Origin of the sequence: Janthinobacterium sp. FW305-128 (assembly GCF_020858135.1) — a bacterium.
Lineage (GTDB): Bacteria > Pseudomonadota > Gammaproteobacteria > Burkholderiales > Burkholderiaceae_D > Janthinobacterium.
Genome location: NZ_JACYMK010000009.1, coordinates 12,074 through 26,391 on the forward strand (window position 1 = coordinate 12,074; position 14,318 = coordinate 26,391).

The following is a 14,318-nucleotide window of genomic DNA, read 5'->3' on the forward strand; positions in this document are numbered from 1 at the left end:
TCAGATGGTGACGGCGAAGGTCGATACGCTCGACTGCAGGTCGCCCGCCGCATATTGCAACTGGTGCACCGCCTCGCTGGTGGCTTTTAATGACTCCACCGTTTGCTGGGTGGCGTCGTTGAGCTGCATCATGGTGTCGGAAATCTGCGACGCGCCGATCGCCTGCGACTGCATGCCTTGCAGCACGGCGTCGAACTGCGGCGTGAGTTTCTGCACCTGGTCCATGACGGACGACAGCTGCTCGGCCACTTGCCGCACTTCGCCCACGCTGCGGCGAATTTCTTCCGAGAATTTATCCATGCCCATCACGCTGGCGGAAACGGCCGACTGCATTTCCTTGAGCATTTGCTCGATATCCCAGGTGGAGACGGAGGTCTGGTCGGCCAGGCGGCGGATTTCCGTCGCCACCACGGAAAAGCCGCGGCCCGCCTCGCCCGCCTTTTCCGCCTCGATGGCGGCGTTCAGCGACAGGATGTTGGTCTGGTCCGCCACCTTCGTGATGGTGATCAGCACGCTATTGATATTGCTGGCCTTTTCCGACAGGGCGGCCAGCTTGGCGTTGATGGAATCGGTGGCCGAAACCATGTGCTGCATGGTCGAATCCATGCGCTTGAGGTTGTTCTGCGCTTCGGCCGTCGCATTCGTCGTGTAGTCGGCCACGGCGGTGGCGTCTTCCATGGTTTTGAGCAACTGGCTCGTGTTGGCCGAGATTTCCTTGGTGGTGCTGAGAATTTCCACGCTCGTTTGCGCTTGCTCAATGCCCGTGGCTTCCTGCTGGCGTGCCGAGGCGGCGATTTCCGTGGCGGACGTCGTCACCTGGATGCCGGCCTTTTGCACATTGTTGAGCAGGCTGCGCAGGTTTTCGAACATCTTCGCCAGGCCATTGCCCAGCTGGCCGATGGCATCGCTGCCCGTGATGCCGACCTTGCCCGTCAGGTCGCCCGAGGCTGCCTTGGACACCACTTCCAGCAGGGAATCGACCTTGGCCCGCAAGGTGTTGGTGGCGGCCAATTCGTTGGCCTGGTTGTCCTGGATGGTTTGCGCCATGCGGTTGAACTCTTCCGTTACCTTGCCCAGTTCGTCGCGCGAGAGGATGGCGGCGCGCGCGCCTTGCTCGCCGCCGGCGATGCGCCCGACGGCGTCCGTCAGACTGTTCAGCGGGCCGAGGATGGAACGGCCCAGCAGGTAGGAAATGCCCAGCGCCAGCACCACGCACAGCAGGCCGCCCAGGGCCAGGGTCAACATCATGGTTTCCTGCAATTTTGCCGTGGTGGCCGTGCGTTCGGCCAGCAGGCGCGATTCTTCCGCCGCCACCTCGTCGAGCAGCTTGTTCGCTTGCGCGACGGCCGGGTAGCCGCCTGGCGGCATGGTGCGCGCCACCGCTTCCGTGGCGCCCGGCGCATTGCCCAGCGCGCGGCGCTTCTCGATCAGGGGATGGATCCACTCCTTGACCCAGGTGGTGGTCAGCTGGTCGATCTTGCGGAAGCGTTCCGACTGCAGCTTGTTGTCGACCGTCATGGCGATGGCTTTTTGCGTGTGTTGGCTCAGCATTGCCGTTTCATCGGTTTCCGGCGTCAGCGAGGCTTCGTTGCCGGTCAGGATGAAACCGCGCGCTTCCACCTGGATTTGCAGGATGGAATTGTGGATCTTGTCGATCTCGACCAGCACTTCCATCGTATGGCGGTCCCATGCATTAGCCTCGGACAGCCGCGAAAAGCTGTTGTAGGCCACGCCCAGCAGGATCAGGATGATGGCCACGATGGAGCCGAAGCCCAGGTACAGTTTATTCTTGATACTCAGGTCTTTGAACATGGTGGCTCCGGAAGCGGGAAGTTTTCGACTAAGAGTCGCCTAACAGAACCGTAGCGAGCGGCAGCGAGTTGCGGCTGAGAAGCGCAACTGTGCGCATGCACAGTGAGCATCGCAGGCCGCAAATCGCGCCGCGCAGTAGGTTATGTTAGGTGCTCTAAATTGCACTGTAGCATTTTGCCACGGGGACAGCAAAATGGGGGTGATCCGGGTGCGCGCAGGGCCGTAAATCGCGGACGAGTGCGTTTCAAACGCAAAAAAGCCGCCCGTGGGCGGCTTGAGCTGGCGCGGGAGCAGGTGCCCCCTGGCTAACTAATTACTTCTGGCCCCGTTTTTCGCGGGCGATGGCGGCGATGCGCATGCGCAAGGCGTTCAGCTTGATGAAGCCGCCGGCATCGGCCTGGTTGTAGGCGCCGCCGTCTTCGTCGAAGGTGGCGATGTTCATGTCGAACAGCGAATCGGTCTTCGAATCGCGGGACACAACGATGACATTGCCCTTGTACAGCTTGATGCGTACCCAGCCGTTCACGGTTTCCTGCGTGTGGTCGATCAGGGTTTGCAGGGCCACGCGCTCGGGCGCCCACCAGTAGCCGTTGTAGATCATCGATGCGTAGCGCGGCATCAGGTCATCTTTCAGGTGGGCCACTTCGCGGTCCAGGGTGATCGATTCGATGGCGCGGTGGGCCTTGAGCATGATGGTGCCGCCCGGGGTTTCATAGCAGCCGCGCGACTTCATGCCGACGTAGCGGTTTTCCACCAGGTCCAGGCGTCCGACGCCATGCTTGCCGCCAACCTTGTTCAGTTCGGCCAGCACGGTCGCCGGCGACATGCGCACGCCGTTGATGGCGACGATATCGCCTTTTTCGTATTCGATGTCCAGGTATTCCGCTTCGTCCGGCGCCTTTTCAGGGCTGACGGTCCAGCGCCACATGGTTTCTTCCGCTTCGGCGCTCGGGTTTTCCAGGTGGCGGCCTTCAAAGCTGATGTGCAGCAAGTTGGCGTCCATCGAGTACGGCGCGCCGCCGTTCTTGTGCTTCATGTCGATTTCGATGCCGGCGTCTTCCGCGTACTTCAGCAGTTTTTCGCGCGACAGCAGATCCCACTCGCGCCACGGGGCGATGATCTTCACGCCTGGCTTCAGGGCGTAGGCGCCCAGTTCGAAACGCACCTGGTCGTTGCCCTTGCCGGTCGCGCCGTGCGAGATGGCGTCGGCGCCCGTGGCGTTGGCGATTTCGATCAGGCGCTTGGCGATCAGCGGACGGGCGATCGAGGTGCCCAGCAGGTATTCGCCTTCATACACGGTGTTGGCGCGGAACATCGGGAAGACGAAATCGCGCACGAATTCTTCGCGCACGTCTTCGATATGGATGTTTTCCGGCTTGATGCCGAATTTGATGGCCTTGGCACGCGCCGGCTCCAGTTCTTCGCCCTGGCCCAGGTCGGCCGTGAAGGTGACGATTTCGCACTGGTAGTTATCTTGCAGCCATTTCAGGATGACGGAGGTGTCGAGTCCGCCGGAATAGGCCAGGACTACTTTTTTAATGTCGCTCATATTGCTTCCAGTTGTCGTTGTCGATGTATGTATTGCGATGCTGCCAGGTTTTTTTTATGCAGTGCCGGGCGAATTATTGGATTTTACCGAGTAACAGGTATTCGATCAGCGCTTTTTGCACGTGCAAGCGGTTTTCCGCCTCGTCCCACACCACCGATTGCGGGCCGTCGATCACTTCGGCGGCCACTTCCTCACCGCGGTGGGCGGGCAGGCAGTGCATGAACAGCGCGTCGGGCGCGGCGCGGGCCATCTTCGCGCCATCGACGATCCAGCCGTCGAAGGCGGCGATACGGGCCGCGTTTTCCGCTTCGTAACCCATGCTGGTCCACACGTCCGTGTTGACCAGGTGCGCGCCTTCGCAAGCGTCGGACGGGTTGGCGAAGAAGGTGTAGCGCTCCGTCTTGACTTGCGACAGGTCGATGTCGTAGCCCTTCGGCGTCGATACGTTGACGTGGAAGCCGAACACTTCGGCCGCCTGCAGCCACGAGTACAGCATGTTGTTGGCGTCGCCGATCCAGGCGACGACCTTGCCGGCGATCGAGCCGCGGTGTTCGATGTAGGTAAAGATGTCGGCAAAGACCTGGCACGGGTGGTGTTCATTGGTCAGGCCATTGATCACCGGCACGCGCGAATTGGCGGCGAAACGCTCGATGATTTCCTGGCCGAAGGTACGCACCATGATGATGTCGCACATGCGCGACATGACCTGGCCCGCGTCTTCCACCGGCTCGCCGCGGCCCAGCTGGGAGTCGCGCGTGTTCAGGTAGATGGCGGCGCCGCCCAGCTGGTGCATGCCGGCTTCGAACGACAATCGCGTGCGGGTGGAGTTCTTTTCAAAGACCATCACCAGGGTGCGGTCGATCAGTGGATGGTAGATTTCGTAATTCTTGAACTTGCGCTTGATCAGATGGGCGCGTTCGATCACATATTCATACTCTTCCAACGTGAAATCGGAGAACTGGAGGTAGTGCTTGATCGGTTTTTTTGTCGACATAATGACCACTTGAAGATGCGCAGGCCGCCGGCGGCGTGCCTTTCCCGCCGGGTTGCATCAGCGTACAACATCTCGTCTGATGACTGCCTCGCCCGGCGCGCTGCTGTGTTGATCGGTGCCCGCGCCTGTTTGTCGCGCGGGTCGATGCGGTTTGCCAAGTTGTAAATCATGCAATGGCAGGGACTTCAGCCATTCAATTATAAGGGTTTTGCTTTTAGATTGGAAAGACTGGCCGGACGGGTACTTGTGTAGACAAGTATCCGCGTTCAGCCACGGTCTGGCCGGCATCAATAGATGCTGGCCGGGCTGGCCGCATCGATCTGCGGCGCCACCAGGGGCAAGTCCAGCGTGAAATGCGTGCCGGCGGGGCTGCTGGCCACCTGGATGGTGCCGCCCAGCAGGGCCGTGACGATGTTGTAGCTGATCGACAAACCGAGGCCGCTGCCGCCCTGGCCCAGCTTGGTGGTAAAGAACGGGTCGAAGATGCGCGACAAATGCTGTTCGGCGATGCCGCCGCCATTGTCGGCGAAGACGATCCGCACGCGCGCGCCATCGGGCGTGGCGGACAAACGCATGCAGCCCTTGCCGGCGGCGCCGTCATTGGGCGCGGGAGCGAAGGCGTGCAGCAGGGCGTTGTTGATCAGATTGGTGATCACCTGGCCGAACGGGCCCGGATAGCTGTCCAGTGAGATGCCGAACGCGATATCCGTCTCGATGCGGTGGCCCGAGCTGCGGATGCGGTTCATGACGGTGGCGATGATTTCATTGCTCACCTGCTGCAGGTCGAACTGGCGCCGTTGTTCGGTGGTGCGGTCGACGGCCACCTGCTTGAAGCTGTTGACCAGGTCGGCCGCGCTGTGCAGGCCGCGCATGACCAGCGCCGATGCCTTGCCCGCATCGTCGATGTAGGCGGCCAGGTCCGAGCGGCGCAGGCCGGGACCGTTCATCAGGCGTTCCACGTCTTCCGTCTTTTGCAGCATGGTGCTGGCGATCAGCAGGCTGTTGCCGATCGGGGTGTTGAGTTCATGCGCCACGCCCGCCATCAGCGAACCGAGGGCGGCCAGTTTTTCCTGCGATACCAGTTGCGCCTGGGCGTCTTGCAGTTGCCGGTAGGCGCTGGCATTGTCGAGCGCGATGGCGCCATACGCGCACAGGGTGCGGAAGATCAGGCGTTCGCGTTCGCCGTAGGCATGGGCATGGCAAGCCTGCACCGTCATCACGCCCAGCACGCGTTCGCCCACCGTCAAGGGCACGTACAGCACGCTCTGGTTATGCAGCGTGCCGGGCACGGTGTAGGCGTGGCGCTTGGGCGGTACCTGGTCGATATACACTTCGCGCCGGCCAAGCAGGCAGCGCACGGAGTAGGCGCGTGGGTTACTCAGTGGAATGGCGTTGTCGGACAGGGGCCGGCCGGCTTCCACGCCGTGCGCGCGGCGCAGCGCCGTGCCCGCCGCATCGAGCATGTAGACGGCGAAGGTGTTGACTGGCAGCAAGGCATGCACGTGGCGGTCCAGTACCTGGAACACGGCGCTGGCGTCGAGGTGGGTGGTGATTTCCTGGCCGATGGCCGACAGCCGCTCCAGGGTCTCGCTGGTCTGCTGCAATACTTCGGCGCGGCGCGCTTCGGAGGCGGCCAGTTCGCGGTGGTGATAGCCTTCCGAGCGCGCATGTTCCGTCTGGTGGTAAACCTGCATGGCGGTGGCGCGGTTGCTCGCCTGCTGGGTGTGGCTTTTTTCGCGCGCCACGCCCGCATCGAGGGCGATATCGTAGGCGCGCGCATAGTCGCCCGCATGCGCGTACTCGCGCGCCAGCGCATCGAGCAGTTCGCCCGGCGGCACATAGCCTTCGATGGAGTCGGCCACCTGCAGTGCCTGGTGCAGGAAATGCAGGGCGGGATTGCGTTCCTGCATGCCTGCGGGCGGCGGCAAGTCGTGGCGCGCATGCAGCATGGACAAAACGCGCAGCGCCGCCACCTGGTGCATGGCGTCGCCTTGCGCCGTGGCAAGCTGGCAAGCCCGTTCGGCCGCCTGCAGCGCTTCGTCCGGACGGTCCAGGTAGGACAGCGCGTGGGCGCTGCCGCGCTGCGCCATGCTGCGGAAATCGGCCTGGCCCAGCGCTTCGGCGCGCTGCGCCAGGCGGCTGAAGGCGTCGAGCGCCGTGTCGTAGTCGCCCTTGTCCAGGCTCAGTTCGCCCAGGTGGAACAGGGCGTTGGCATAGGTGCGCGCGCCCGCCACGGGGGCCAGGATGTGCAGCGCTTCGCGCAGCAGTGTTTCGGCGTCGGCCAGGCGCCCCAGCTTGCGCATGGTTTCGGCCGTATGCGTCTGGCAGGCGCCGATGCTGCGCGGCCAGCCGGTGGGGCGCGCCAGGTCCAGCGCGCACTGCATCCATTCGAGGGCCGATTCGTTGTCGTTGAGGCTGGAGAAACAGTCGCCGATATTGATGGCGGCCGTGATCGCGCCGCGCAGCTGGCCGCTTTCCAGGGCCGCCTCATAGCTTTGCATGTAGTGGCCGGCGGCCGTGCCCAGGTCGCGCGAGGTGTGCGCCAGCAAGCCGCGAAAGTCGTGCACCCAGGCGGCCAGCGGCGCGGGCAGCTTGCCGCTGGCGCCGTCGGTCTGGAAGTGGCCGCCCCATCGGACCTGGGCGGCCGGCGCGTCGTGCAAGACGGCCCAGCGCGCCGTGGCCGCGTCGGCCAGGCCGGCGCGCATCGCATCGCCGGCGCTACGCGCTTGCTGCGCCGCGGCCAGCAGTTCGGCGTCGCAGCGGGCATGGTCGCCCCGGTCGACGGCGATCGAGGACAGCAGCCAGTGGGCGTCGGCGCAGCCGGCGCCGTCGCCATGCGCGCACAGGATGGCGTGCGCCGCCATGGCCAGGCTTTCGGCCGCATCGAGTGCGCCTTGCAGCCATGCCACTTCCGCCTGCACCAGTTGCAGACGCGCTTGGGCGCTGGCCAAGGCGGGGGGCGGCAGTTGGGCGTGGGGCAGCAAGGCTGCCGCTTCGGCTGCATGGTGCAGAGCCTGTGCGCAGTTGCGCTGGCGCAAATGCCATGCCAGCAACAGCAGCAGCGGTACGCGCCCGGCACCGCGCAACGGCAGCAATGCGCTTTCCCACTGCGCTACGTCATGTTCGAGCGCGAACATTTCCATTCAAGCATTCTCCCCGCAAACAGTGGCGCCAGCCTGCGACCGCACAGGCCATGCGTCATCGCATTGTAAGCTGCATTCAGGGGAATTGTTCAGTCCGCAGGGCAGAATTGTGCGTCCCGCCCGGCCGCCACGACAGGGCGTTTCCCCGGCCGTGCTACGGCCGGCCGCAGGCGTCTAGCGTGACACGAGGCGGATGCGGGCGCTGCCGTCCATGGTGCTGGCGCTGCGCATGTCGGCAGGCATGCGCAAGCCGGGCAGGAACTGGGCGTCGTCGATCACCACGCGCTCGCCCGTATTGCTGAAAACGAAGGTCGAGCCCTTTTTGCTGACAAACTGGCCCGGCCCGGTGGGATAGATTTCCACGCTGGGCTTTGCATGCAATTCCCTGTCGTCGATCAGGCGGCCAAAGAAATGGGTGTCCTGCTGCTGGACTTCCAGCCGTTGTCCATTCGACAGGCGGTATTGCTGCTCGATGTCTAAGGCTTCCTGTGCCGTGACGTGATAGTAGGTGCCAGAGGTGACGCGCACGCTGTCTGCGGCTTGCGGCGTCATCGCGGTTTGGGCCTGGGCTGTGCCGCCGGCAAGGGCAAAGATAGCGACGAGGAGGGGGAGTAAGCGTTTGGTCAGCATGACATTCACCTTCGATCAGGATGGCAGGATGGAGAGTAGTTAGATCGTGTGGTCGCTGGCGGGTTTCCGGCAGCGACTGGTGTCAAGTTAGCAAACGCGCCTGGCCATCGCCAGCGGCAGGCGACGGGCGGCAGGTTTGACGCGCTGAAATGCCTAAAACGGCGGATGAACGGTTTTGGGATTAAAGTCGAAAAGCAAGCTCGGCCGCAAAATTAAATTTTGCCGGCCGAGGTTTTGTTGTGGCTTTATTCGTGCTGCGGCATTTTCTTAATACAGTGTCTGCGCCGATTCGTGCAGCAGCTGGCCATACAGGGTATGGCGCATCTTGGCGATCTTGCCTTCCGACAAGGCTTGCAGGATGGCGCACTGCGGCTCGATCAGGTGGCGGCAGTTATAGAACTTGCAGCCGCCCAGGTAGGGCTGGAATTCGCGGAAAGCCCGCTCGAGCATGCCTTCGGACAGGTGATACAGACCGAATTCCTGGAAGCCGGGCGAGTCGATGATGGAACTGTTGGCGCCCAGTTCATCGAGCTTGTACAGCCGCGTAAAGGTCGTCGTGTGTTTGCCCGTGTCGAGCGCGGCCGAGATTTCGCGCACGGCGATGTCGGCGTCCGGCACCAGCAGGTTGATCAAGGATGACTTGCCCATGCCCGACTGGCCGATCAGGATCGACGACTGGCCCGCCAGCAGCGGCGCCAGGGTGGCCACGGCGTGCTCGGGCTCGGCGCGCGCCGACACTTCATCGACGGGATAGCCCATCGAGGAATACGGCAGCAGGCGCTCGCGGGCCCGTTCCAGCGAAGCGGTCACGTCCGTTTTGTTCAGGATGATGCGCGCCTCGATGCCGGCCGCGTCGGCCGCCACCAGCGAGCGCGAGATCAGGTCGTCGGCAAAACCCGGCTCCGTCGCCACGACGATGAACAGCTGCGTCAGGTTGGCCGCCAGCAGCTTGGATTTGTACTGGTCCGAGCGGTACAGCAGGGTCTTGCGTTCCTCGATGCGGTCGATGACGGCCTGGTCGTTCGAGGTGCGCGTCAGGTGCACGATGTCGCCCACGGCCACATTGGTTTTCTTGCCGCGCGTCACGCATTGCAGCTTGGCGCCGTCCACGTCGGCCAAGTAGTGGCGGCCGTGGGCGGCGATGATGACGCCGGTCAACTTGCCTTCGCTCATGGGGTCACCTGGCTGCTCTGGAAGATGAGGTCGGCCTTGGCGGCGCAGATGAAGTCGTTTTCGGACAGGCCGCCGGCGCCCTGGTTGACCGAGTGCGTGTCGTAGCGCACGGCGCAGGTTTTGTAAGTAATGATGAGCTCCGGATGGTGGTCTTGCGTATGGGTCATATAGGCCAGGGCGTTCACGAACGCCAGGGTCTGGTAGTAATTCTTGAAGCCGAAGTCGCGGCACAGCTTGCCATTTTGTACTGTCCATTGCGGCAGCAGCGCGTGCAGGGTGGCGACGCCGGTGTCGCCCAGCGCGTGCTGGCGCGGCGCGCAGGACAGTTGGGCCAGCTCTTGCAGTGTGGATGGCGTATTCATGTCGTAGCCCCTTTCAGGTGGCGGATGCGCACGCTGGCCGGCGGGTGGCTATCGTAAAAGGCCGAGTGCAGCGGGTCAGGCGTCAGGGTCGACGCATTGTCTTCATACATTTTCACGAGGGCCGAGACCAGGTCGTCCGCCTGCGTGTGCGTGGCGGCAAAGGCGTCGGCTTCGAATTCGTGCTTGCGCGAGCTGAGCGAGGTCAACGGTCCCAGCAGGAAAGTGAATACCGGCAACACCAGCAGGAACAGCAGCAGGGCCAGCGCATCCGTCGGCTGGCCGGTGAGCGCCAGCGCCACGGGATCGACGCCCAGGCCCGCATAGAACCACGGCTGCGTCTTCAAATAGCCCAGCAGCGCCAGAAAGCCCAGCGAGATGACGAACATCATGGCGATGCGCTTGACGATGTGCTTGAGCTTGAAGTGGCCCAGTTCATGCGCCAGCACGGCTTCCATCTCCTGCGGCGCCAGGCGCGACAGCAGGGTGTCGAAGAAGACGATGCGCTTGTTGGCGCCAAAGCCCGAGAAATACGCATTGCCGTGGGCGCTGCGCTTCGAGCCGTCCATGACGAACAAGCCTTTCGAAGCGAAACCGACGCGCTGCATCAAGCCTTCGATGCGGTTTTTCAGCGCTTCGTCGGCCAGCGGCGTGAATTTGTTGAACAGGGGCGCGATGACGGTGGGAAACAGCACCATCATCAGCAGCTGGAAGCCGCTCCAGACGAACCACGCGTACAGCCACCACAGGCCGCCCGACTTGGCCATCAGGGTCAGCACGACCCAGATCAGCGGCAGGCCGATGGCAGCGCCCAGGCCCACGCCCTTGAGCATGTCCGTGAAGAACAGCTTGCGCGCCATGGTATTGAAGCCAAAACGTTGTTCCAGCACAAACTGGCGGTAGTAATCGAAGGGCAGGTCGATCAGGCCGGAAATGACGGCAAAGGCGGCGATCAGGCCGATCTGGTACAGCATGGGCGAACCCGCTCCCATCCATTCATTCAGGTGCAGCGCCAGCCATTGCAAGCCGCCCAGCAGGGTAAAACCGATCAGCACGGCATAGTTGACCAGCAAGGTCAGCAGGCCGAACTTGGTCTTGGCCACCGTATAGTCGGCCGCCTTCTGGTGCGCCGCCAAGGGGATTTTTTCCGCGAATTCGGGCGGGACTGCCGCGCGGTGCGCCAGCACGTGGCGGATCTGCCGCGAAGCGAGCCAGAAGCGCACGGCCAGGGTCAAAACGAGGATGGATACAAACAAAATCGAAAACGCGAGTGAATACATTCTGTGCCTGTGAGAAAATGGCTGATTATTTAGTTTGATTAGGCCAAGAGAGAATTATGTCACAAGCGACCGACTTAACCGCATCCACCCCCGCACCCGCCGTGCCAGCACGTCCCAACGAGATGAACCTGGTCTGGGTCGACATGGAAATGACGGGCCTGGAGCCTGATACCGACCGCATCATCGAGGTGGCGGTGGTGGTGACGGACATGCACTTGAACCTGCTGGCCGAAGGCCCCGTGTTCGTGATTCACCAGTCGGATGAAACCCTGAACAAGATGGACGCCTGGAACAAGGGCACGCACGGCCGTTCGGGCCTGATCGACAAGGTCAAGGCGTCGACCGTGACGGAAGCGCAGGCGGAAGCGGAACTGATCGCGTTCCTGAAGAAATACGTGCCTGCTGGCAAGTCGCCCATGTGCGGCAACACCATCGGCCAGGACCGCCGCTTCATGGTGCGCGGCATGCCGAAGCTGGAAGCATTCTTCCACTATCGCAATGTTGACGTATCGACATTGAAAGAGCTGTGCAAGCGCTGGAAGCCGGAAATCGCCACCGGTTTCAAGAAACACCAGAAGCACACGGCGCTGGCCGATATCCTCGAGTCGATCGAAGAATTGAAGTACTACCGCGAGCATTTCATTAAATTGTAATGGGGTTGTCGGCTTAGGCGCTGCGCGCTAAGCCGACCTACCTGCTCTGATCGGTTTCTCCGGTTGCTTTCCGGGTGTTGTCGGCTTACGCGCTGTGCGCTAAGCCGACCTACGGGGCATTGCAACCTCTGGCGTAGGTCGGGTTAGCGCCTTGGCGCGTAACCCGACACAGCCGCCTCAAAGGCAAGGCTGTGCCAAACCCCATCCTCACCCCGCCACTCCAGCGCAAACGCTCCCGTTTGCCGCAAGTCCGTAATCCAGCGCACTTCGCCAGGCTGGCGGTAGTATTCCGCACACTGGCCGAACCCCTGTTCCAGCCGGCAAATCACCAATCCTTCGCCCGCCACGGCGCACCATTGCTCATGGTCATCGATCAAGGCCACGGCCGGGTCGCCATAGAATTCGCCCAGGCTGGCGTGACGCCCATCGGCGGCCGTTACCCTGGCCTGTTCGTATTCGTGCTGGACAATATAGTCGGCGCTGCGCGCCAGTTCGTGTGTCGTCATGCTGTCTCCACGGTAGGCCAGACGGTTTCCTGGTCGGCGCGCGCTTCGGCGATCAGCCATTCGCAAAACGCGTGCACGAGGGGCCGCGTTTCCGCCTGGGGCGAACGCAGCAGATAATAGCAGTGGGGGCCGCGCACCGCGTGTTCGAACACGCGCACCAGGCGGCCCGAGCGCAGGTCGTCGCCGATCAAAGGACTGGCGGCAATGGCCACGCCCTGGCCGCTGGCGGCTGCGTCCAGGCATAAATACGTGTGTGAAAAGCGCGCGCCGCTGTTGCCGCTATTGCCGCTGTAATGCACGCCGCAGCTGTGCAGCCAGCGCGTCCAGTCGATTTCGCCGGGCAGGTGCACTTCCGGCTCGTCGTGCAGCAGCGGATAGCGCAGCAGGTCGGCCGGCTGGCGCAGGCTGGCCGCGTTGGCGCGGAAACCGGGGCTGCAGACGGCGGAAAACCATTCTTCCATCAATAAATCCACTTTGAGGCCCGGATAGCGGCCTGGTCCCAGACGGATGGCCACGTCCACGCCATCGCGCGCCAGGTCGACCGGGTGCATGGACGCCAGCACGCGCAGTTCGATCTGCGGGTAGCGGTCGCGCAGCCGGCCCAGGCGTGGCATCAGCCAGCGCGAGACGAGCGAGCTGGTGGCCGTCACCGTCACCACCTTGTCGTCGCCCTGGCGCCGCGCCTGCTCGGACACGTCTGCCAGCTGGTTGAGGATCGGTCCCAGCGAGGCCGCATAGCGCTGGCCCGCGCTGGTGAGCACCACGCCGCGCGGCAGGCGCTGGAACAGCACGATGCCGAGCCACGCTTCCAGCTGTTTCACGTGGTGGCCGATGGCGCCGGCCGAGACGTGCAATTCTTCGCCCGCGCGCTGGAAGCCTTCATGGCGGGCGGCCGCCTCGAAGGCGTGCAGGGCGGCGAGTGGGGGCAGGGGACGTGACATGGCATTCTTAATAGAATTGAGCCTCAGTAATATTCGGCCTATCCGTGAAGAATATTGGTTTGTTTCATTTTGCGCAAGCGAATATGATGCCGTCATTGCGTGAAGTGACCCGCAACAGGATTCACGCATGCATCATCTTCCAGCCTGCTTGGCATTAATATTTACAACGCCTGGGAAAACCGTCGCGAGCGGCAGTGATTTGTGGCTGAGAAGCGCAACCGTACTTCAGTACGGTGAGCATCGCCGGCCGCAAAGCGCGACGCGCAGCAGGTTTACCCTGGCGTACTCAAAGAGGTTTAGTCATGTCTGATCGCCGCGCCGTTGCGCTGGTGTTGCTGTCGGCCGCCGGTTTCGGCAGTTCCGCAGTGTTTGCCAAGGCGGCCTATGCGTCCGGGGTCAACCCGTCGACCATGCTGGCCTTGCGTTTCGTCATCGCCGCCATGCTGTTGCTGCCGCTCGTGTGGCTGGGTGGCTGGCGCTTGCCGCGCGGCCGCCTGCTGGCCGGCTACATGCTGATGGGCCTGATGTACACGGCCCAGTCGCAAGGCTATTTCAATGCCCTCATGTATGCCAGCAGCGGCCTGTGCGGCATGCTGCTGTACGTGTATCCCGTTCTGGTCACCATCCTCGCGCTGGCCCTGGGCTGGGAAAAGCTGGACCGGCGCATGCTGGTGCTGATGGCGCTGGCCATTGCCGGCATGGCCATCACCCTGGGCGGCAAGCTGCAGGGCCAGCCCATCGGCATCGCCCTGGCCCTGATGGCGGCCGGCGTGTACGCCGTGTACATCCTGTTTGGCAACAGCCTGTCGAAAAGCCGCGAGAATATTCACCCATTGGCCGCTTGCGTCGTGATTCTGGGCACGGCGGGCCTGTCGAACAGCGCGATTGCCTTGTGGCAAGGTGTGTCCTTGCCAGGCACGGCGACGGGCTGGCTGGCCGTCAGCGCCATTGCCCTGTTCTCGACGGCCATCGCGATCGCCGCCTTCTTTGCCGGCGTGGCGCAGATCGGCGCGGCGAAGGCGTCGATCATTTCCACGTTTGAACCCGTCATCACAATGGCGTTCGGCGTGACCTTGCTGAAGGAATCCGTCAGCGGCACGCAATTGCTGGGCGGCGCCATGGTGCTGGCCGCCGTGGTCTTGCTGGCGCAGCGGCCCGCGCCCAAGGCGGCGGCCATGCCGGCCGTGCAGGCCAGCGCCTGATCCTGTTTTTCCCGAACTGATCGGTTGCCTCGATCGGTCTCCTTTGGCGCCGCGACGGGTTTCCTGTCGTGGCGCT

Annotated in this window: 12 protein-coding genes; 2 read left to right on the forward strand and 10 right to left on the reverse strand. The window is 63.0% G+C overall.

Annotated features, from left to right (window positions below):
• From IGS60_RS18750 to IGS60_RS18785, 8 genes are all read right to left on the reverse strand, one after another.
• Positions 1 to 1,812: a methyl-accepting chemotaxis protein gene (locus tag IGS60_RS18750; protein ID WP_230505817.1), complete on the reverse strand. Its 1,812-nt coding sequence runs from the start codon at positions 1,810 to 1,812 to the stop codon at positions 1 to 3.
• A gap of 313 nt (positions 1,813 to 2,125) precedes the next feature.
• The gene (locus IGS60_RS18755) at positions 2,126 to 3,361 is read right to left on the reverse strand and encodes an argininosuccinate synthase (RefSeq protein ID WP_034759383.1); all 1,236 of its coding nucleotides are present in this window, start codon (positions 3,359 to 3,361) and stop codon (positions 2,126 to 2,128) included.
• A 73-nt stretch (positions 3,362 to 3,434) separates the two neighbouring features.
• Positions 3,435 to 4,355, reverse strand: coding sequence for an ornithine carbamoyltransferase (argF, locus tag IGS60_RS18760; protein WP_070290636.1), 921 nt, complete (start codon positions 4,353 to 4,355; stop codon positions 3,435 to 3,437).
• Positions 4,356 to 4,642: 287 nt separating this feature from the next.
• Positions 4,643 to 7,492, reverse strand: a complete 2,850-nt coding sequence (locus tag IGS60_RS18765; protein ID WP_230505818.1) for an ATP-binding protein — start codon at positions 7,490 to 7,492, stop codon at positions 4,643 to 4,645.
• 180 nt (positions 7,493 to 7,672) lie between these two features.
• Complete coding sequence (locus IGS60_RS18770) at positions 7,673 to 8,128, reverse strand: hypothetical protein (RefSeq protein ID WP_070220085.1); 456 nt, start codon at positions 8,126 to 8,128, stop codon at positions 7,673 to 7,675.
• A 267-nt stretch (positions 8,129 to 8,395) separates the two neighbouring features.
• Complete coding sequence (rsgA, locus tag IGS60_RS18775; RefSeq protein ID WP_034785059.1) at positions 8,396 to 9,301, reverse strand: ribosome small subunit-dependent GTPase A; 906 nt, start codon at positions 9,299 to 9,301, stop codon at positions 8,396 to 8,398.
• Positions 9,298 to 9,663 carry a 4a-hydroxytetrahydrobiopterin dehydratase gene (locus tag IGS60_RS18780; protein WP_230505819.1) on the reverse strand — a complete coding sequence of 122 codons (366 nt, stop codon included), beginning with the start codon at positions 9,661 to 9,663 and terminating at the stop codon, positions 9,298 to 9,300. The genes rsgA and IGS60_RS18780 overlap by 4 nt, the downstream gene beginning before the upstream one ends.
• Positions 9,660 to 10,940 (reverse strand): M48 family metallopeptidase, encoded by a 1,281-nt coding sequence (locus tag IGS60_RS18785; protein WP_230505820.1) that lies wholly within the window; start codon positions 10,938 to 10,940, stop codon positions 9,660 to 9,662. Before IGS60_RS18785 ends, IGS60_RS18780 begins: the two co-directional genes overlap by 4 nt.
• 56 nt (positions 10,941 to 10,996) lie before the next feature.
• Between IGS60_RS18785 and orn the strand changes: the two genes are divergently transcribed.
• Positions 10,997 to 11,593 carry an oligoribonuclease gene (gene orn / locus IGS60_RS18790; protein WP_170846480.1) on the forward strand — a complete coding sequence of 199 codons (597 nt, stop codon included), beginning with the start codon at positions 10,997 to 10,999 and terminating at the stop codon, positions 11,591 to 11,593.
• A gap of 143 nt (positions 11,594 to 11,736) precedes the next feature.
• On the opposite strand, the gene IGS60_RS18795 is transcribed toward orn, so the two are convergent.
• Together IGS60_RS18795 and gcvA are read right to left on the reverse strand one after the other, a co-directional pair.
• Positions 11,737 to 12,099 carry a hypothetical protein gene (locus IGS60_RS18795; RefSeq protein ID WP_070220091.1) on the reverse strand — a complete coding sequence of 121 codons (363 nt, stop codon included), beginning with the start codon at positions 12,097 to 12,099 and terminating at the stop codon, positions 11,737 to 11,739.
• Positions 12,096 to 13,040, reverse strand: a complete 945-nt coding sequence (gene gcvA, locus IGS60_RS18800) for a transcriptional regulator GcvA (RefSeq protein ID WP_070220093.1) — start codon at positions 13,038 to 13,040, stop codon at positions 12,096 to 12,098. Before gcvA ends, IGS60_RS18795 begins: the two co-directional genes overlap by 4 nt.
• Before the next feature lie 302 nt (positions 13,041 to 13,342).
• On the opposite strand from gcvA, the gene IGS60_RS18805 reads away from it, so the two are divergent.
• On the forward strand, positions 13,343 to 14,242 hold the full coding sequence (locus IGS60_RS18805) for a DMT family transporter (protein ID WP_230505821.1): 900 nt from the start codon (positions 13,343 to 13,345) through the stop codon (positions 14,240 to 14,242).
• The last annotated feature ends 76 nt before the right edge of the window (positions 14,243 to 14,318 follow it).

Bases quoted from the DNA above. Each gene is read 5' to 3' on its own strand.
- IGS60_RS18755 (WP_034759383.1), bottom strand. From the start codon at position 3,361: ATGAGCGACATTAAAAAAGTAGTCCTGGCCTATTCCGGCGGACTCGAC.
- IGS60_RS18770 (WP_070220085.1), bottom strand. From the start codon at position 8,128: ATGCTGACCAAACGCTTACTCCCCCTCCTCGTCGCTATCTTTGCCCTT.
- IGS60_RS18765 (WP_230505818.1), bottom strand. From the start codon at position 7,492: ATGTTCGCGCTCGAACATGACGTAGCGCAGTGGGAAAGCGCATTGCTG.
- IGS60_RS18780 (WP_230505819.1), bottom strand. From the start codon at position 9,663: ATGAATACGCCATCCACACTGCAAGAGCTGGCCCAACTGTCCTGCGCG.
- IGS60_RS18750 (WP_230505817.1), bottom strand. From the start codon at position 1,812: ATGTTCAAAGACCTGAGTATCAAGAATAAACTGTACCTGGGCTTCGGC.
- IGS60_RS18805 (WP_230505821.1), top strand. From the start codon at position 13,343: ATGTCTGATCGCCGCGCCGTTGCGCTGGTGTTGCTGTCGGCCGCCGGT.
- rsgA (WP_034785059.1), bottom strand. From the start codon at position 9,301: ATGAGCGAAGGCAAGTTGACCGGCGTCATCATCGCCGCCCACGGCCGC.
- gcvA (WP_070220093.1), bottom strand. From the start codon at position 13,040: ATGTCACGTCCCCTGCCCCCACTCGCCGCCCTGCACGCCTTCGAGGCG.
- IGS60_RS18785 (WP_230505820.1), bottom strand. From the start codon at position 10,940: ATGTATTCACTCGCGTTTTCGATTTTGTTTGTATCCATCCTCGTTTTG.
- argF (WP_070290636.1), bottom strand. From the start codon at position 4,355: ATGTCGACAAAAAAACCGATCAAGCACTACCTCCAGTTCTCCGATTTC.
- orn (WP_170846480.1), top strand. From the start codon at position 10,997: ATGTCACAAGCGACCGACTTAACCGCATCCACCCCCGCACCCGCCGTG.
- IGS60_RS18795 (WP_070220091.1), bottom strand. From the start codon at position 12,099: ATGACGACACACGAACTGGCGCGCAGCGCCGACTATATTGTCCAGCAC.